The following is a 17,083-nucleotide window of genomic DNA, read 5'->3' as shown; positions in this document are numbered from 1 at the left end:
CGCCGGTGCAGGGGGACCGGCGCCGGGTACCCCGCCTGCGATCAGTGTCCGGTTGACATCCGATCCACGTCCGGTCCGCGTCCGGTCCGCGTCCGGTCAAGGACCTGCGGGAGCGGCACGGACCACCGGCGCACGGACCGCCTTGCCGTAGTCTTGCCTAGCGAAGCGGCCTCCCGCGGGGGCCTCGCGACACCCAGCCGGAAAGAGAAAGCGGTCCAGATCCGTGCCAGCCACCGAACACCTCACAGCGCGCACCCCGAAGGTCTCCGTCGATGAGTTGCTGGGCGGTTTCTATCCGTCGCCCCGCTTCGGCGAGGTGTCCTTCGACACGTATCGTCCGGACCCCCAGCAGCCGTCGCAGTCGGCCGCCGTGACCAAGCTGCGCGAGTTCGCCTTCTCCGTCGACGAGCCCGAGCCCTCGGGATTCCGCAGACTGTTCGGCGGGGGCAGGAAGACCACCACGCGGGCGGGGATCTACCTCGACGGCGGATTCGGCGTCGGCAAGACGCACCTGCTCGCATCGCTCTGGCACGCATCCACGGGCCGCAAGGCGTTCGGCACCTTCGTCGAGTACACGAACCTGGTCGGAGCGCTGAGCTTCCGCAAGACCGTCGACGCGCTCAGCGGCTACAGCCTCGTGTGCATCGACGAGTTCGAACTGGACGACCCCGGGGACACGGTGCTGATGTCCCGGCTGATGCGCGAACTGGCCGACGCCGGCGTCAAGCTCGCGGCGACGTCGAACACCCTTCCCGGGTCGCTCGGGGACGGGCGCTTCGCAGCCGAGGACTTCCAGCGCGAGATCCAGGTCCTCGCGGACCAGTTCGAGGTGGCCAGGATCGACGGCGAGGACTACCGCCACCGGGGGCTGCCCCAGGCCCCGGCAGCGCTCGACGATGCCGCGCTGCGCGAGCGCATCGACGCCTACTCCGGCGGCGTCCTGGCGGAGGACGACTTCGGGGACCTGGTCCGGCATCTCGCCGACGTCCACCCGAGCCGTTACCGGCAGCTCCTCGACGGGATCGACGCCGTCGCCTGGCACGACGTGGAGACGATCACCGAGCAGTCCGTCGCCCTGCGGTTCGTGGTCCTGGCCGACCGGCTCTACGACCGGGATGTGCCGATCATGGCGAGCGGCACGACGTTCGACCACCTCTTCACCGAGGAGATGATGAGCGGCGGCTACATGAAGAAGTACTACCGGGCGGTCTCCCGCCTCACCGCCCTCGCGCGGCAGGGGAGCGACGTCGTCCACTAGGCCCATCGCGGTCCTCCCGCCGCCTCCGGCGGGAACGCAAGAAGCGCCGGTGCCGCCTCTCGGCGGGACCGGCGCTTCCTTATTGCCAGGCTGGGAATTACACGGCCGGCGGAGGGGTAGGGCTGGTGTCGCCCTTGCCGTCCTTCTTGTCGATCCTGTCCACCATCCCCGAAGCCTTCGTCTGCACTCCGTTGATGTGGTGCGAGTACTTGCCATGGGTCCTGCTGTCGACGAAGTCGCCAGCCTTCCCGATGCCGTTCTTCACCTTGTCGGAATTATCGCCAATGAGTTCGGTCGCCTTACCCGCGAGGGTGCCGGCCTTGCCCTTGAGCCCGTCCAATAAACCCACGGACACCTCCTTTCGGTCGTGGAAACGCAGGACCGTTTCCGCTGCTCCAAGCATAGAGGAGGAACCCCGGGGTCCGGCGGGAGAACGGAGGAGTTCGCTCGGGGCTGAGCACAAAAAATGCCCGGTCCTCGCCAGGACCGGGCAACGGCCGCAATCGGCCGGAAAGAGCGGACGACGGGATTCGAACCCGCGACATCCACCTTGGCAAGGTGGTGCTCTAGCCAGCTGAGCTACGTCCGCAAAAAAGCGCCCCCGAGGGGGCGCCTTCGTGGGCGATACTGGGATCGAACCAGTGACCTCTTCCGTGTCAGGGAAGCGCGCTACCGCTGCGCCAATCGCCCATTTTCATGGTGCTCGTACCGTAGTGAGGTGGGGACGGGATTCGAACCCGCGTATACGGCTTTGCAGGCCGCTGCCTCGCCTCTCGGCCACCCCACCGTGACCGGATCGCTCCGGCCACCGGACTGATCCGGCCATACAGTGACTTGCGAGCGGACGACGGGATTCGAACCCGCGACATCCACCTTGGCAAGGTGGTGCTCTAGCCAGCTGAGCTACGTCCGCAGAAGAAGGAAGAACCCGGAATTCCCGCTACCTGCTGAGCATTTCGCGGTGTTTCTTCGTTTTCCAACGAGAAAAAACTCTATCGGACGTTCGGGAGTTCGTCCAATCGGCGGGCGGACGCGCTGCCTCGGCGGGGCCCCGGGACTCCCCTTCGCCTGCATCCCGCTGTCAGAGGAGCCTGAGAGACTGGAGCCATGACCGCCCCGCTCCTTGCACACGCAACGCCGCACGGCCGCATGTACGCCCGCTCCACGACCGAGCAGCCGTCCGTGCCGTCCATCACCACCGTCATCTCGCAACTGCCCAGTTCCCTCGGTGGCTGGTTCGGTCACATGGCGGCCAGTGCCCTGTCGCGGGATCCGCGGCTGCCCGGAGCGCTGGGCGACCCGGCCGAGCTCCGGACGGCGGTCCGGGACGCGGCGTCGGCCGCCGAGCGCTACCGTGACGACGCGGCCCTGCGCGGCACCCGGGTCCATCACTACTGCGAGCAGGTTGCCCTGCGCGCCCTCGGCCGCCCCGACGAGCTCGAGGCTGCCCGACTGGCCCTGGAGGAGAACGGTGAGGGCGGTTTCGCGCAGCGGTTCGACGAGTGGTGGGACCTGTACGACGTGCGTCCCGTCGAGCCGGAACTGACGGTGTGGAACACCGAACTGGGCTACGCGGGCACCCTCGACCTCATCGCCACGATCGGCGGCAGGACCTGCCTCATCGACTACAAGACCAAGAACACCGACCGGAACGGCTTCGTGAAGGCCCTGGACGACAAGGTCGTCATGCAGCTGGTCGCCGGCATGAAGGCGCAGGAATCCCTCGTCGATCCGCAGAAGGGCGAATGGCGGCCGTGGGTCCACGACGACCAGCCGCTGCTGCTCGGCGTGGCCGTGGGCCAGACCGAGGTGCGGGCGATGCGGGCCAACCCCGCCGTGCTGCGGAACCACTGGCTGCGGTTCTGCGCCCTGCGCCGGGCCTGGGCGGCAGGGCTTGAGGCCGAGGAGGCCGGGCGCGCCCTGCTCCCGATCGGACCGCCCCCCACGAGGACGGCCCCCGCCGAGCCCGCGCTTCCCGCCTGAGGGGCCGACCGGGCCGAAGTCCGCGCGCCCGAGCGCCCCGGCACTAGGATTGACGGGAGCCGCGGCGAGCACGAGTGCCGGGGTGCCGATGATCCTGCGCCCTGCGCGCACTCCGCGAAGCGAGGAACCGAACACCGATGGCCGTCCTGACTATCCGCATGATCGGCGATCCGATCCTCCGCACACCGGCAGCAGAGGTCACCGACTTCGGTCCCGACCTCGCCCGGCTGATCGAGGACATGACCGAGACAATGATCGACGTGCAGGGGGCAGGGCTCGCCGCGCCGCAGGTGGGGATCGGGCTGCAGGTGTTCACCTACCGCGTCGACGGCGCGGAGGGCCACGTGGTGAATCCGGTCCTCGAGCTCACGGGACCCTCCCAGGGGGAGTCCGACGTCGAAGGCTGCCTGTCCGTCCCGGGGCTCGGAAGCTTCGTGGACAGGACGGACCGGGCCCGCGTCACCGGACAGGACCTGACCGGCAAGGAGATCACCGTGGAGGGGACCGGCATGCTGGCCCGGGCGTTGCAGCACGAGACGGACCACCTGCGCGGGACCCTCTACATCGACCGGCTCGAGGGCGAGGACCGACGGAATGCCCTTCGGGCGATCCGCAGCGCCGACTACAACAGCGTCACGTCCCGCACGGCCGCCGAGCGGTCCCGGTCGCTCGGTTCGAGCTTCACCCCCGGCGCGGCATCGACCCCGGGCCGCGCAGGGACCTTCGGCCGGACCACCCGATGAGGATCCTCTTCGCAGGAACGCCCGAGGTCGCCGTCCCCTCCCTGAGGGCGCTCGTCGACGCGGGGTTCGACGTCGCCGCCGTGCTCACACGCATCGACGCGCCGCTGGGCCGCAAGAAGGTCCTGACCCCCAGCCCCGTCGCAGCTGCCGCGGGTGAGCTCGGGCTGCCGGTCCTCAAGGGGAACCGGTTCACTCCGGAGCTGCTCGAGCAGCTCTCCTCGCTCGACCTCGACGCCGCCGCGATCGTCGCCTACGGCGGCATCGTCCCGCCGGCCGGACTCGCCGTGCCGAAGCACGGCTGGATCAACCTGCATTTCTCGGTCCTGCCGGCATGGCGGGGTGCCGCACCCGTCCAGCACGCGGTCCTCGCGGGGGACGACGTCGCCGGTGCCACGACGTTCCGCCTCGAGGAGGGACTCGACACCGGTCCCGTCTTCGGCGTGATGACCGAGACGCTCGAACCGCAGGCCACGAGCGGTGAGGTCCTCGAGCGCCTCTCGCACAGCGGTGCCGTGCTGCTCGTGCAGACCCTCTCCGGCATCGCATCCGGACGGGTCGAGGCCGCGCCGCAGTCGGGCGAACCGAGCTTCGCTCCGAAACTGGGGATCGACGACGCCCGCATCGACTGGTCGGAACCCGCCGTCGCCGTCCGGCGCCGCATCAATGCCGTCACCCCCGAGCCCGGCGCGTGGACGACGCTCGAGGGGCAGCGCGTGAAACTCGGTCCCGTCTCGCCCGCCGCGGGGGACCCCGCCCCGGGAGACCCCGGCGGGGTGATCGGGCAGCCGGAAGCCGGGGGCCCACCCGCTCCCGGCGCGCTGCAGGTCGTGGGTCGGGAGGTCCGGGTAGGGACAGGCACGGAACCGGTGGTCCTCGGCAGCGTCCAGCCGGCGGGGAAGAAGATGATGAAGGCCCTCGACTGGGCGCGAGGCGCGACGCGCGGAGAGCTGGTGTTCGAGTGAGCGGTACCGGAGGAACGAACAGCGGATCCGGAGGGAACGGCCCGTCCCGGCGATCCGGCGGCACCGGCGGATCGGGCCACCAGGCCGGCCGGGGGCAGGGCGGCGCGCGCCGCCGCAACGAGCAGGGCCGGGAGCGCAACCGCGGCGGGGACCGCCAGTTCTCCTCGGCCGCGCCCTCGCAGCGCACCCGCCGCGCCGATCCCGCTCGACTCGTGGCGTTCGAGGTCCTCCGCGCCGTGGCCGCCGAGGACGCCTACGCGAACCTCGTCCTGCCGGCGAGCATCCGCAAGCATGCACTGGACCGCCGGGACGCCGGGTTCGCCACCGAGCTGACCTACGGCGCGCTGCGGGGCCAGGGGACGTACGACGCCGTCCTGGCCCGCTGCGTCGACCGGCCGCTCGGTCAACTCGATCCCGCCGTGCTCGACGCGCTGCGCATCGGGGTCCACCAGCTCCTGGCGATGCGCGTCCCGGCGCACGCCGCGCTGGACCAGACCGTCGGACTGGTGCGCGCCGTGATCGGTGCCGGGCCCTCGTCGCTGGTCAACGCGGTGCTGCGCAAGGTGACCGCGCACGACCTCGAGGGCTGGATCGCCGAGCTCGTCGACGGCATGACGGACGCGACCGCGATCGCGGCGCTGCGCCACAGCCACCCCGAGTGGATCGTCCGGGCCCTGCGCCAGGCGCTCGTGGCCCACGGCCGCGACGTCGCCGAGATCGACGCACTCCTGGCGGCCGACAATGCAGCGCCGGTGGTGCACCTCGTGGCATTGCCGGGCCTCGCCACGCTCGACGACGCCCTCGCCGAGGGCGCGGAACCCGGACGCCTCGCTCCCGGGTCGGCCTACTATTCGGGCGGCGACGTCAGCCGCCTCCCCGGGTTGTCCACGGGCACCATCCGCGTACAGGATTCCGGTTCGCAACTCGTGGCCCGGGCGCTGGCCGCCGTCGACCTCGGCGACCGCCGGTCGGACGGTCCCGAGCAATGGCTGGACCTCTGCGCCGGCCCCGGCGGCAAGACGGCACTGCTCTCGGCGATCGGGCAGGACCGCGGTGTCCACCTCACCGCGAACGAGCCGGTGCCGCACCGCGCCCAGCTCGTCCGGCAGGCGCTGCGGCCCCTGCCCGCGGACTCTTGGACGGTCCGCGTGGGGGACGGGCGCGACGTCGGGCGGGAACAGCCGGAGAGCTACGACCGCGTGCTCGTCGACGCCCCCTGCACGGGACTCGGCGCGCTCCGGCGCCGCCCCGAGTCCCGGTGGCGCCGGCAGCCGTCGGATCTGGTGTCACTCGCGCCGCTCCAGCGCGAGCTGCTGGCCTCGGCCCTCGACGCCGTCGCGCCCGGGGGAGTGGTGGCGTACGTGACCTGCTCACCGCACCACGCGGAGACCGAGGCCGTCGTCGACGACTCCCTGAGGAGACGGACCGGCTTCGAGCGCCTCGATGCGGGAGCCGCCCTGGATGCCGTCAGCGTCGGCGGAGCCCTCGACGCCGGACACGGCTCGAGTGCGCAGCTGTGGCCGCACGTGCACGGCACCGATGCGATGTACCTCGCGCTCATCCGCAGGACTCTGTGAGGATGGACGGAGTCCCCCGCGGACGCCGTCGACCGTCCGAAACCCGAGCAGGGCAACGAAAGGAACCGCTGTGACCTCCCTCCGGATCAACCCGAGCATCCTGGCCGCGGACTTCGTCAACCTCGAGGCGGAGCTGCAGCGCATCGCCTCGGCCGATGCGGTGCACGTGGACGTCATGGACAACCACTTCGTCCCCAACCTGACGCTCGGACTCCCGATCGTGCGGCGCATCCAGGAGGTCAGCCCGCTGCCGCTGGACGTCCACCTGATGATCGAGGATGCCGACCGCTGGGCCCCGCAGTACGCGGAGGCGGGAGCCGCGTCGGTGACCTTCCATGCGGAGGCGGCAGCCGCCCCGGTCAAGCTCGCGCGCGAACTCCGCGGCGCAGGATCGAAGGCGGGCATGGCACTCCGGCCCGCGACGCCGGTGGAGCCCTACCTCGACATGCTCGCCGAGCTCGACATGCTGCTCGTCATGACGGTGGAGCCGGGATTCGGGGGACAGTCCTTCCTCGATCTGACGCTGCCCAAGATCCGCCGTGCCGCGGACGCCGTCCGGGGTGCGGGCCTGCCCCTGGTCATCCAGGTGGACGGCGGCATCACCGAGGAGACCATCCTCCGCGCAGCCGATGCCGGGGCCACCGTGTTCGTCGCCGGCTCGTCCGTCTACGGGGCGGACGACGCCTCGACCGCGATCGCCGCCCTGCGTTCGGCCGCCGGTCAGGAGAGCTAGACCCCTCTCCGGGGACTGCGGGGACTGCGGGGACGACGGTGGCACGCACCCCCGGTGCAGCCGGGTCCCGCGGTCCGGTCCGCTCCGTCAGGCCTTCGGGTCCGGCGGATCGGTCACCGTGATCCGCACGGCCAGCGCGGTCCTCGCGGCGTCCTTCAGCACCGCGAACCGGGGATCCGGGACCGTGACGAAGGGGACCTGCGGGAGCCCGGCGAAGGCAGTCAGCACGGGCTCGGCGAGGGTCGATTCCGCCAGCGCCCTGTCGCCGCCGAGCTGGAGGCACGACGGCGGATCGGCCCTGTACAGTGCTGCCGCGCGTGCGGCGGTCTCCTCCACCAGGGCGTCCGCCTGGTTCGCCCGGCGTCTCGCGAAGCGCTGCTGGGACCAGCCGCCCGCCGCCGTCCTGCCCTGGACGTACCGCGTGCCGGTCTTGGACGACAGCACCTGGCCCGATCTGGCGACGCCGACGGAGTACCCGCCGCGCCTGATCAGGAGGAGCCCGACCGTGAGGTCGGGGGCGACACCGTGCACGAGGTCCGAGAGCAGATCCGGCAGGACCTCCGCGGCGGAGGCGGCGGACCGGCCGGCGCCGGCCGGGGTGGCTCCTGGCGCGGTTGCCGGGGCAGGGCCACCGGGAAGCGGCGGGGCGAGCACGGCCGAGCAGCCGTTGCGGGCGACGATCCTGACGCCGGCGACCGTGCCACCGGCGCTCGGGGACGCCGGGGCCCGGAGGGCGGTGTAGGGACCGTTGCGAGCCTCGAAGCGGAACAGCCAGCCCGCGAGCCGATGGGGCTCGACGAGGACCGATCGGGTGGTGGACATGCTCCGCCTCTCGTGCCGCCTGCGTCAGTGGCCCACAGTAACGTTGACGCTGTGAATGATCTATTCAGCGCGGCTGCGGATGACGAGGCGGACGACGCGCCGTCCGACGGACCGCGCGCGCCGGGCACGGTGCGCCCGCGGAGCCCCCTCGCCGTCCGGATGCGTCCGCGCTCGCTGGACGAGGTGGTCGGGCAGCAGCACCTGCTCGGCTCCGGCTCGCCGCTGCGCACGCTCGCCGGCGAGCACGATCCGGGAGCGCACGCAGCGCCGTCGTCGGTGATCCTGTGGGGCCCGCCCGGTACCGGGAAGACGACGCTCGCCCACGTCATCGCGCGGGGCCAGGGCCGCACGTTCGTCGAACTCTCGGCCATCACGGCCGGCGTCAAGGACGTACGGCGGGTCATGGACGACGCCCTGACCTCCCGGGACCTGTACCGGCAGACCACCGTGTTGTTCCTCGACGAGATCCACCGGTTCAACAAGGCCCAGCAGGATGCCCTCCTGCCCGGCGTCGAGAACGGGTGGGTGGTGCTGATCGCCGCGACCACCGAGAACCCGTCCTTCTCGGTGGTGTCGCCGCTGCTGTCCCGCTCGCTGCTGCAGACCCTGAGGCCGCTCGACGAGTCGGACATCCGCGGCCTCCTGCAGCGCGCCGTAGACGACGAGCGCGGTCTGGCCGGCACCGTCGAGGTGTCCGAGGAGGCGCTCGAGCACCTCGTCCGCCTCGCGGCCGGCGACGCGCGGCGGGGACTGACGGCGCTCGAGGCGGCTGCCGGCGTCGCACTGTCCGGCACCGGCGACGGGACAGCGCCCGCAGGCCACGCACCCGCGTCGACGTCCCGTGCGGACCAGGACGACAGCGAGGACGGGGAGGAGCCACTCCCGGTCCTCGTGACGCTCGCCCACGCCGAGAAAGCCGTGGACGTCGCTGCGCTCCGCTACGACCGCGCGGGGGACCAGCACTACGACGTGGCGAGCGCGTTCATCAAGTCGCTACGGGGCTCCGACGTCGATGCTGCCCTCCACTACGTCGCGAAGATGCTCGAAGCGGGGGAGGACCCGCGGTTCATCGCCCGGCGCCTCATGATCTCGGCATCCGAAGACGTCGGGATGGCCGATCCGACGGCGCTGCAGACTGCCGTCGCGGCGGCGCAGGCGGTGCAGCTCGTGGGCATGCCGGAGGCGCGGATCATCCTGGCCGAGGCGGTGGTGCACATTGCCACGGCCCCGAAATCGAATGCGGCCTACAACGGGATCAATGCCGCCATCGCGGACGTCAGGGCGGGCCGCGGGCAGGGCATTCCCGCTCATCTGCGGGACGCACACTATCCGGGCGCGAGCCAGCTCGGCCACGGCAAGGGCTACGTCTACTCGCACGACGAGCCGCACGGCATCGCCCTGCAGCAGTACGCGCCGGACGATCTCGTGGGGCGGGACTACTACCAGCCGACCGATCGCGGGGCCGAACGGGACATCGCCTCGAGGCTGTCCAGACTGCGCCGCATCATCCGGGGGAGATAGGGCGCACGGACGACCGTGGTCATCCTTCAGTTCCCCGTGCGCGTCGGCCGGTCGCCGTCGCGACCGAGCTCCTCGTTCATGCTGCGTGTCGCGTCGGAGAGGGAGGAGGACGAGGTCCTCCTTTCTGCCGGGAGGTCGAGGGCGTAGGAGTCGGTCCCGGTCCGCCTGATTCGGCCCCGCCCTGCCTCGCTGGTAGGATGGGACGCTGACTGGCAAGTCGTCGTGTACCAGCCTCCTCTCCCATGCTCACCAGCAGGTCTCCTGCTGCGCCGCGCGGGGTGGCGGCCAGGGTCGCGGCGGACTGTAGTACCGGGAAGCGGCCAATCCCGGCTCTCCGCAAGTGGAGGCCAGCGACACCAGGAAGTGCGGACGCCCCCGTGGCGCCGGTCCGTTTCTTCGCCGCAAAAAATCGAAAGGTAGACGTGGCTAACAACACACGTGCCCGCCGGAAGGTCCGCATCTCGCGGGCCCTCGGCATCGCCCTGACCCCCAAGGCAGAGAAGTACCTCGAGCGTCGGCCGTACGCGCCGGGCCAGCACGGCCGTGCGCGTCGCAAGCAGGACAGCGACTACGCCGTACGTCTGCGTGAGAAGCAGCGCCTGCGCGCCCAGTACAACATCCGCGAAGCGCAGATGGCCCGCATCTTCGAGGAAGCCCGCCGCACCGCAGGCCTGACCGGTGAGAACCTGATCGAGCTGCTCGAGATGCGTCTCGACGCCCTCGTGCTGCGTGCCGGTTTCGCCCGGACCAGCGCCCAGGCCCGCCAGCTCATCGTGCACCGCCACATCATGGTCGACGGCGCCCGCGTGGACCGCCCGTCGTTCCGCGTGGCCGAAGGCCAGCTCATCCACGTCCACAGCCGCAGCGAGACCATGGTCCCGCTCCAGGTTGCTGCCGCTGGTGCGCACCGCGACGTCCTCCCCGCCGTCCCCGGCTACCTGGACGTCCAGCTCGACAAGCTCCAGGCACGCCTCGTGCGTCGCCCCAAGCGCTCCGAGGTCCCCGTGACCTGCGAAGAGCAGCTCGTCGTCGAGTACTACGCACGCTGATCCCCTCCGCTGACGGTCGTCTCCGCCGGCGCAGGACGAAGTGTGGACCAAGAGCCCGCGGCACACGCCGCGGGCTCTTCGTTCTGTAAGGTACTAAGAGCAAGAATTCCCACGCCCGCCCCGGAGGCGGTGCACCCCTGTGTAGAAGGAGACCGCCCATGTCAGGTGGAGATATTGCGGGCCTGATAGCTGCAGGCGTGTTCGCCGTCCTGGTGCTGCTGCTGGCCGTGCCGATCTGGAAACTCGGGCGGGTGTTCGACGAACTGCGCAAGGCGATCCGTACCGTCACCGACGAGACGACGCCGCTGATCGAGGAGGTCACGAGCACCGTGAGCACCACCCACCAGCAGCTCAAGACCGTCGACGGCATCACCTCCAACGTCTCCGACGCGTCGGCCAACATCTCCGCCCTGTCGTCGCTGGTCGCCGCCACCGTCGGCTCCCCGCTCATCAAGGTGTCGGCGTTCTCCTACGGTGTCCGCTCGGCCCTCGCGGGCCGCAAGGCGCCTGCACGACGCCGTCGCAGCCGCTAGCCCACCAAAGAACCGGAGAGAACGATGATTCGAAGAGCCTTCTGGCTGGCAGCCGGCATCACGATCGGCGTCGTCGCCGTGCGCAAGGTGTCGCAGGCGAAGTCCACCCTCGGCCCCGAGGGGCTGAACCGCGCCGTCGGGCAGATCAGCGACAGCATCGCCGACTTCGCCGACGCCCTGCGTTCGGCCATGTCGGAGCGCGAGACCGACCTGCGCGCCGCACTCGGCGTCCAGGAGCCGGCCGCTCCCGGCGCCGAGGCGTCCGGCGGGACGCTCCCCGGGCCGCGCCGCGCCCTCGGCTAGCACCGCGCAGCCCCACAGCCCGACCGACGGCCCCGCGGGGAACGCGTCCCGCGCCCGGGCGTCGCGCCGGCGGCACGCCATGCCGCGCCGCGTCCGGTCGCCCCGGCGCCCCGACCGGTCCACCGCGTCCCGACCAACCACTGAAGGATTGCCCCATGAAGTCCCACGAGATCGCCAGTCGCTGGCTGAGCTACTTCGAGAAGAACGGGCACACGGTCGTGCCCTCGGCGTCACTGATCTCCTCCGATCCGTCGCTGCTCTTCACGGTCGCCGGGATGGTGCCCTTCATCCCGTACCTGACGGCCCGCGAGGTGGCGCCGTACAGCCGGGCCACCAGCGTGCAGAAGTGCATCCGCACGGGTGACATCGAGGAGGTCGGCAAGACCGCCCGCCACGGCACGTTCTTCCAGATGTGCGGCAACTTCTCCTTCGGCGACTACTTCAAGGCCGACGCCATCCGCCTCGCCTGGCAGCTCCTGACCAGCGACGTGGCCGACGGCGGCTTCGGCCTGCCGGCGTCCAGGCTCTGGATTACGGTCTACCACGAGGACGAGGAAGCCCTGGAGATCTGGCGTGACAGCATCGGCGTCCCGGTCGAGCGCATCCAGAAGATGGGCAAGAAGGACAACTACTGGTCCACCGGGCAGCCCGGCCCGGCCGGTCCCTGCTCCGAGATCTTCTACGACCGCGGACCCGCGTACGGAGTGGACGGCGGCCCTGAAGCCGACGACACCCGGTACGTGGAGATCTGGAACCTCGTGTTCATGCAGTACCAGCGCGGCGAGGGCACCGGCAAGGACGACTTCGAGATCCTCGGCGAGCTCCCGAAGAAGAACATCGACACGGGCCTCGGCCTCGAGCGCCTCGCCATGATCCTGCAAGGCGTCGAGAACATGTACGAGACGGACCAGGTCCGGCCCGTCCTCGACCGGGCCGCGTCTCTCAGCGGCAAGGCCTACACGAGCGCCGAGTCGCCCGAGGACCCGCACCACACCGACGACGTCCGCATGCGCGTGGTCGCCGACCACATCCGGTCCTCGCTCATGCTCATCGCCGACGGCGTCACCCCCTCCAACGAGGGCCGCGGCTACGTGCTGCGCCGCCTCATCCGCCGCGCCGTGCGTGCCATGCGCCTCCTCGGGGTCGAGAAGGCGTGCCTGCCGGAGCTGCTGCCGGCATCACGCGATGCCATGAAGGGCGTCTACCCGGAGGTCGAGAAGGACTTCGAACGCATCAGCCGGATCGCGTACGCGGAGGAGAAGGCATTCCTGCGCACCATCGCCTCGGGTACGGCCCGGCTCGAGGAAGCCGTCCGGGAGTCGCTCGCCGAGGAACGTCCCCTGTCCGGCCAGGACGCTTTCACGCTGCACGACACCTACGGTTTCCCGATCGACCTGACCCTCGAGATGGCGGAGGAGGCGGGACTGGCCGTGGACGCCGACGGCTTCCGCTCGCTCATGCTCGAGCAGCGCCGGCGCGCCCAGGCGGATGCCCGCGGGAAGAAGGCCGGCCACGCCGACCTCTCGGTCTTCAACGAACTCCTCGGACGCGGCCAGACGATCTTCACCGGCTACGACGAGCTGACGTCCGAGGCGACGATCATCGGCGTCCTCGACAAGGGCGCGTCGGTCCCGAGTGCGCTCCAGGGCGACGAGATCGAGCTCGTCCTCGACCAGACCCCGTTCTACGCGGAGGCGGGCGGCCAGGCGGCAGATGTCGGCCTGATCACTGGGGACGGCTTCGTCGTCGAGGTCCTCGACGTCCAGCGGCCCGTCAAGGGCCTCAGCGTGCACCGCGCCGTCGTGCGGGAGGGCGAGGTCGCCCAGGGTGCAACGGTGACGGCTGCCGTCGACCGCCAGCGCCGCCACGCAGGGGAGCAGGCCCACTCGGGGACGCACATCGTCCACGCCGCCCTGCACGAGATCCTCGGTCCCGAGGCGCTCCAGCGCGGGTCCTTCAACAAGGCCGGATACCTGCGCTTCGACTTCTCCTGGGGCGAGGGCATCAGCGCCGCGGCCCGCTCGGAGATCGAGGAGGTCTCCAACATCGCGATCCGCAACAACTACGAGGTCGAGACGAAGATCATGTCCCTCGCGGACGCCAAGGCCCTCGGCGCGACGGCCCTCTTCGGTGAGGCGTACGGCGACACCGTCCGCGTGGTCGAGATGAACGCCGAGTTCTCCCGCGAGCTGTGCGGCGGCACGCACGTGGCGTCCACGTCGCTCATCGGCAGCCTCACGCTCCTCGGCGAGCAGTCCGTCGGATCGGGTAACCGGCGCGTGGAGGCCCTCGTCGGGCTCGACGCGTTCCGGCACCTCGCCGCCGAGCGGGCCCTCGTCTCCGAGCTCTCCGACATGCTGAAGGTGCCGTCCGCCCAGCTGCCCGAGCGCCTCTCCGCCACCCTGAACAAGCTCAAGGCCGCGGAGAAGGAACTCGACCGGCTCCGCAAGGAACAGCTCGCCGCGGCCGCGGGATCGCTCGTCGACACGGCCGTCGACGTCGACGGCGTGCGCCTCGTCGCGCACGACGCCGGCGAGATCGGCGGCGCGGACGAACTGCGGACGCTCGTGCTCGACCTGCGCGGACGCCTGGGATCCGAGCCGGCCGTGGTCGCCGCGACCGGCGTCTCGCAGGACCGACCGCTCGTGCTCGTCGCGACCAACGAGGCGGCGCGGACCGCCGGCGTGAAGGCCGGAGCACTGGTCCGCACGGCGGCGAAGATCCTCGGCGGCGGCGGCGGCGGCAAGGACGACGTCGCGCAGGGCGGCGGTTCGGACGCCTCGCGCATCCCCGACGCACTCTCCGCCATCCGCACGGCTGTAGCGGAACGCTGACGCCTCCCATGACGGACGACGGCGCGGGAGCGGCGACCGGGAACCCGGACGCCGCTCCCTATCCCCGCGGTCCGAAGCTCGGGGTGGATGTCGGGCAGGTCCGCGTGGGACTCGCCGGCTGCGACCGGGACGGCCTGCTGGCCACCCCCATCCGGACGCTGAAGCGCGACGCGCGCAAGAACAGCGACGTCCGGATCCTCGTCCGGGAAGCCGTGGAACGCGGCGCCGTCCAGATCGTCGTGGGACTTCCGAAGAACCTCAGCGGCCGGGAGGGCGCGTCCGCCGACATGGCCCGGACCTATGCCGGCCTGGTGGCCGAGGAATTGATCCGCCAGTCCCACCCGGTGCCGGTACGCTTGGTCGATGAACGGCTGAGCACGGTATCGGCCCACCGTTCGCTCCACGCGGCTGGTCTGAGCAGCCGCGAGCATCGTAAAGTGGTGGATCAGGTGGCTGCTGTCGAAATTCTCCAGCACGCCATCGACATGCAACGTTCACGTGGACGGGACGTGGGGGATCCGGTTCCTGTGCGTGAGGCAGAGGTCGCTCAGGGCCTCCCGCCGACCCCTACTGAGGAGCCAGTTATCAAGGACAGTTCGTCGAGCACGAGGGAACCGGAGTCATGAGTAACCGTACCGGCCAGTCTCCCGCCTCCCGCGACTCCGACGGCCGACACGGCCCCGGGACCCACGCCGGGGACGAGGGGTACGCCCACCCCGAGCCCGTCGAGGAGTTCTTCGCCGCGCAGGACGACCCGCGGCCCGACCGCCGGCCGCAGTCGTCCAAGATGCGGCAGCGACGGCGCCTGCGCCGCACCGTCGTCATGCTCGTCGTCCTCATGCTGTTCGCGGGCACGGTCTACGGCGCCGCGATGATGCTGCGCGACTTCCTCGGACTCGACGACGTCACCGACTACGCAGGGCCCGGCGGCGAGGAGACCGTGTTCACGGTCCCCTCGGGGGCCGGTGCCCTCGCGATCGGCGAGGGCCTCGAGACCGCCGACATCGTCGCCGACTCGGCGACCTTCGTCACGGCGCTCTCGGCGATCGCGGAGGGCCGCGAGGTCCAGCCGGGCGAATACGAGATGCGCCTGCAGATGTCCTCCTCGGATGCCGCGGAGGCGCTGCTGGGCGCCGACCCGTCCCTCGTGTCCTACGCCGCCGTCGCGCGGGACCTCCGGCAGAACGAGGTCTTCGACATCCTCACCGAATCGACGGGTATCCCGCGCGCCGAGTTCGAGGCACTCGCGGCCGCACCGACGCAGTTCGGCCTCCCGCCGCAGGCACTCTCGCTCGAGGGCTACCTGCACCCGGGGGAGTACCGCTTCGACGTCGAGGCCGGCGCCACCGACATCATCGCCGAGATGGTCAAGGCCACGACGGACCGCCTGGCGCAGGACGGCGTCACCGATCCGAACAAGCAGTACGAGATCCTCACCATCGCGAGCATCGTGCAGGCCGAGGCAGGCGAGGGCGACTACGCGACCGTGGCCGGCTCGATCAACAACCGCCTCACGCCCGGCAACACCGAGACCAACGGCCTCCTGCAGTCCGACGCCACCGTGGCCTACGGGCTGGGCAAGCGGACCTACCAGCTGACGCCCGAGGAGAAGGCGGACACGTCCAATCCGTACAACACCTTCGCGAACCCCGGCCTGCCGAAGGGCCCCATCGGCTCGCCGAGCGACGAGGCCATCGACGCGACGGTCAATCCGGCGGACGTGCCCTTCTACTTCTGGGTGACGGTGAACCTCGACACGGCCGAGACCAAGTTCTCCGAGACCTACGCTGAGCACCTGCGCTACGTCGCCGAGTACGACGCCTGGTGCGCCGACAACGCCGGACGGTGCGAGTAGGTGCCCTGGACGGTACCGGGGGCGCCGGGGGCGCCTCGGCGTCTCCGAGCCGCCGTCGTCGGTTCCCCCATCGGCCACTCCAAGTCACCGCTGCTCCACGCGGCGGCGTACCGGGCCCTGGGGATCGACTGCTCCTACACCGCCGTCGAGGTCGCTGAAGCGGACCTCACCGACTTCGTCGCCGGAGTGCGACGCTCCGACGGCTGGCGCGGACTGTCCGTCACCATGCCGCTGAAGGGCGGCATGGCCCGGCTCGTCGACCAGACCACGGACCCGGCGTCGGTGCTCGGGGTGGTCAACACCGTCGTCGTCGAAGGGCACGGCGCGGACCGGGTCCTCACCGGACACAACACCGACGTCGCGGGAGTGGCGAACGCCCTGGCCGCCGCCGGCGTCCGGCGGCCCGAGCGGGCCGCCGTGCTCGGGGGAGGTGGCACCGCTGCCGCGGCCGTCGCGGGGCTCGCCCGGCTCGGTGCGACCGAGGTCACGGTGCTCGTGCGCCGGCCGGAGGCGGCCACCGGGCTCGCGACGATCGGGACCGCGCTCGGCATCGGCGTCACGGTCGAGCCCTGGGGCGGGGCAGGACGGGCGCTGGCGGAGTCGGACGTCGTCATCTCCACGCTCCCGCCCCGCGCAGCGGACGCGCTCTGCCCCCTCCGGGACGGTTTCCGCACGGACGGGACGCTGCTCGACGTCGCCTACGACCCATGGCCCAGCGCCCTCGCAGCGGACTGGCAGCGCGCCGGCGGCACGATCGTGCCCGGCCTCGACATGCTGCTCCACCAGGCGGTCGAACAGGTCCGCCTGTTCTTCCCGGACATCGGGCAGGACAGCGCGACGGTCTTAAACGTGATGTGTGACGCAGTGGGCGCCCCCCGGCACTGAAGCCTGCAGTGCTGCATGGCAGTAT

16 protein-coding genes and 4 tRNA genes are annotated in these 17,083 nt (G+C 71.0%); 14 read left to right on the top strand and 6 right to left on the bottom strand.

Features of this window, described 5'->3' with window-relative positions:
- Window positions 1–223: 223 nt before the first annotated feature.
- Entirely contained in the window at window positions 224–1,258 is a 1,035-nt protein-coding gene (gene zapE / locus AC0Z9V_RS02830) for a cell division protein ZapE (protein ID WP_485140639.1), read from the top strand.
- Between the two features lie 97 nt (window positions 1,259–1,355).
- Here the strand turns inward: zapE and AC0Z9V_RS02825 are convergent, their stop codons facing one another.
- The 5 genes from AC0Z9V_RS02825 to AC0Z9V_RS02805 form a co-directional block, all read right to left on the bottom strand.
- A complete protein-coding gene (locus AC0Z9V_RS02825; RefSeq protein WP_208741005.1) occupies window positions 1,356–1,607 on the bottom strand; it encodes an antitoxin in 252 nt (83 codons plus the stop codon).
- A gap of 166 nt (window positions 1,608–1,773) precedes the next feature.
- Window positions 1,774–1,847 (bottom strand) — tRNA-Gly (locus tag AC0Z9V_RS02820).
- 29 nt (window positions 1,848–1,876) lie between these two features.
- Window positions 1,877–1,948: transfer RNA gene (locus AC0Z9V_RS02815), tRNA-Val, on the bottom strand.
- Between the two features lie 26 nt (window positions 1,949–1,974).
- Window positions 1,975–2,045, bottom strand: a tRNA-Cys gene (locus tag AC0Z9V_RS02810).
- A gap of 52 nt (window positions 2,046–2,097) precedes the next feature.
- Window positions 2,098–2,171: transfer RNA gene (locus tag AC0Z9V_RS02805), tRNA-Gly, on the bottom strand.
- A 194-nt stretch (window positions 2,172–2,365) separates the two neighbouring features.
- Between AC0Z9V_RS02805 and AC0Z9V_RS02800 the strand changes: the two genes are divergently transcribed.
- From AC0Z9V_RS02800 to rpe, 5 genes are all read left to right on the top strand, one after another.
- The gene (locus tag AC0Z9V_RS02800; protein ID WP_133080606.1) at window positions 2,366–3,241 is read left to right on the top strand and encodes a cytochrome; all 876 of its coding nucleotides are present in this window, start codon (window positions 2,366–2,368) and stop codon (window positions 3,239–3,241) included.
- 137 nt (window positions 3,242–3,378) lie between these two features.
- Window positions 3,379–3,984, top strand: a complete 606-nt coding sequence (gene def, locus AC0Z9V_RS02795) for a peptide deformylase (RefSeq protein ID WP_485140638.1) — start codon at window positions 3,379–3,381, stop codon at window positions 3,982–3,984.
- Window positions 3,981–4,946, top strand: coding sequence for a methionyl-tRNA formyltransferase (locus tag AC0Z9V_RS02790; RefSeq protein ID WP_485140637.1), 966 nt, complete (start codon window positions 3,981–3,983; stop codon window positions 4,944–4,946). The genes def and AC0Z9V_RS02790 overlap by 4 nt, the downstream gene beginning before the upstream one ends.
- Window positions 4,943–6,523, top strand: coding sequence for an RsmB/NOP family class I SAM-dependent RNA methyltransferase (locus AC0Z9V_RS02785; RefSeq protein ID WP_485140636.1), 1,581 nt, complete (start codon window positions 4,943–4,945; stop codon window positions 6,521–6,523). Before AC0Z9V_RS02790 ends, AC0Z9V_RS02785 begins: the two co-directional genes overlap by 4 nt.
- A 70-nt stretch (window positions 6,524–6,593) precedes the next feature.
- Window positions 6,594–7,256, top strand: a complete 663-nt coding sequence (gene rpe / locus AC0Z9V_RS02780; RefSeq protein WP_133080602.1) for a ribulose-phosphate 3-epimerase — start codon at window positions 6,594–6,596, stop codon at window positions 7,254–7,256.
- A gap of 87 nt (window positions 7,257–7,343) precedes the next feature.
- On the opposite strand, the gene AC0Z9V_RS02775 is transcribed toward rpe, so the two are convergent.
- The gene (locus tag AC0Z9V_RS02775) at window positions 7,344–8,078 is read right to left on the bottom strand and encodes an acVLRF1 family peptidyl-tRNA hydrolase (protein WP_485140635.1); all 735 of its coding nucleotides are present in this window, start codon (window positions 8,076–8,078) and stop codon (window positions 7,344–7,346) included.
- 51 nt (window positions 8,079–8,129) lie between these two features.
- Between AC0Z9V_RS02775 and AC0Z9V_RS02770 the strand changes: the two genes are divergently transcribed.
- The 8 genes from AC0Z9V_RS02770 to AC0Z9V_RS02735 all read left to right on the top strand — a co-directional run bounded on the left by AC0Z9V_RS02770 (window position 8,130) and on the right by AC0Z9V_RS02735 (window position 17,058).
- Window positions 8,130–9,599, top strand: coding sequence for a replication-associated recombination protein A (locus AC0Z9V_RS02770; protein ID WP_133080600.1), 1,470 nt, complete (start codon window positions 8,130–8,132; stop codon window positions 9,597–9,599).
- Window positions 9,600–10,021: 422 nt separating this feature from the next.
- Window positions 10,022–10,648, top strand: a complete 627-nt coding sequence (rpsD, locus tag AC0Z9V_RS02765; protein WP_055771608.1) for a 30S ribosomal protein S4 — start codon at window positions 10,022–10,024, stop codon at window positions 10,646–10,648.
- A gap of 158 nt (window positions 10,649–10,806) precedes the next feature.
- Window positions 10,807–11,181 carry a DUF948 domain-containing protein gene (locus tag AC0Z9V_RS02760; protein ID WP_133080599.1) on the top strand — a complete coding sequence of 125 codons (375 nt, stop codon included), beginning with the start codon at window positions 10,807–10,809 and terminating at the stop codon, window positions 11,179–11,181.
- A gap of 24 nt (window positions 11,182–11,205) precedes the next feature.
- Window positions 11,206–11,484 (top strand): DUF6167 family protein, encoded by a 279-nt coding sequence (locus tag AC0Z9V_RS02755; protein ID WP_485140634.1) that lies wholly within the window; start codon window positions 11,206–11,208, stop codon window positions 11,482–11,484.
- A 155-nt stretch (window positions 11,485–11,639) separates the two neighbouring features.
- Complete coding sequence (gene alaS, locus AC0Z9V_RS02750; RefSeq protein ID WP_485140633.1) at window positions 11,640–14,318, top strand: alanine--tRNA ligase; 2,679 nt, start codon at window positions 11,640–11,642, stop codon at window positions 14,316–14,318.
- An 8-nt stretch (window positions 14,319–14,326) separates the two neighbouring features.
- The gene (ruvX, locus tag AC0Z9V_RS02745; RefSeq protein WP_459268182.1) at window positions 14,327–14,944 is read left to right on the top strand and encodes a Holliday junction resolvase RuvX; all 618 of its coding nucleotides are present in this window, start codon (window positions 14,327–14,329) and stop codon (window positions 14,942–14,944) included.
- Complete coding sequence (gene mltG, locus AC0Z9V_RS02740; RefSeq protein ID WP_133080595.1) at window positions 14,941–16,173, top strand: endolytic transglycosylase MltG; 1,233 nt, start codon at window positions 14,941–14,943, stop codon at window positions 16,171–16,173. Before ruvX ends, mltG begins: the two co-directional genes overlap by 4 nt.
- Window positions 16,174–17,058 carry a shikimate dehydrogenase gene (locus AC0Z9V_RS02735; RefSeq protein ID WP_485140632.1) on the top strand — a complete coding sequence of 295 codons (885 nt, stop codon included), beginning with the start codon at window positions 16,174–16,176 and terminating at the stop codon, window positions 17,056–17,058. It abuts the gene before it with no gap.
- Window positions 17,059–17,083 lie beyond the last annotated feature (25 nt).

The sequence above is a fragment of the Arthrobacter sp. UYP4 genome, from assembly GCF_057291175.1.
This window is presented reverse-complemented; position numbering and strand designations above follow the sequence as displayed.

Bases quoted from the DNA above. Each gene is read 5' to 3' on its own strand.
- alaS (WP_485140633.1), top strand. From the start codon at position 11,640: ATGAAGTCCCACGAGATCGCCAGTCGCTGGCTGAGCTACTTCGAGAAG.
- AC0Z9V_RS02760 (WP_133080599.1), top strand. From the start codon at position 10,807: ATGTCAGGTGGAGATATTGCGGGCCTGATAGCTGCAGGCGTGTTCGCC.
- AC0Z9V_RS02790 (WP_485140637.1), top strand. From the start codon at position 3,981: ATGAGGATCCTCTTCGCAGGAACGCCCGAGGTCGCCGTCCCCTCCCTG.
- ruvX (WP_459268182.1), top strand. From the start codon at position 14,327: ATGACGGACGACGGCGCGGGAGCGGCGACCGGGAACCCGGACGCCGCT.
- mltG (WP_133080595.1), top strand. From the start codon at position 14,941: ATGAGTAACCGTACCGGCCAGTCTCCCGCCTCCCGCGACTCCGACGGC.
- def (WP_485140638.1), top strand. From the start codon at position 3,379: ATGGCCGTCCTGACTATCCGCATGATCGGCGATCCGATCCTCCGCACA.
- AC0Z9V_RS02775 (WP_485140635.1), bottom strand. From the start codon at position 8,078: ATGTCCACCACCCGATCGGTCCTCGTCGAGCCCCATCGGCTCGCGGGC.
- AC0Z9V_RS02755 (WP_485140634.1), top strand. From the start codon at position 11,206: ATGATTCGAAGAGCCTTCTGGCTGGCAGCCGGCATCACGATCGGCGTC.
- AC0Z9V_RS02800 (WP_133080606.1), top strand. From the start codon at position 2,366: ATGACCGCCCCGCTCCTTGCACACGCAACGCCGCACGGCCGCATGTAC.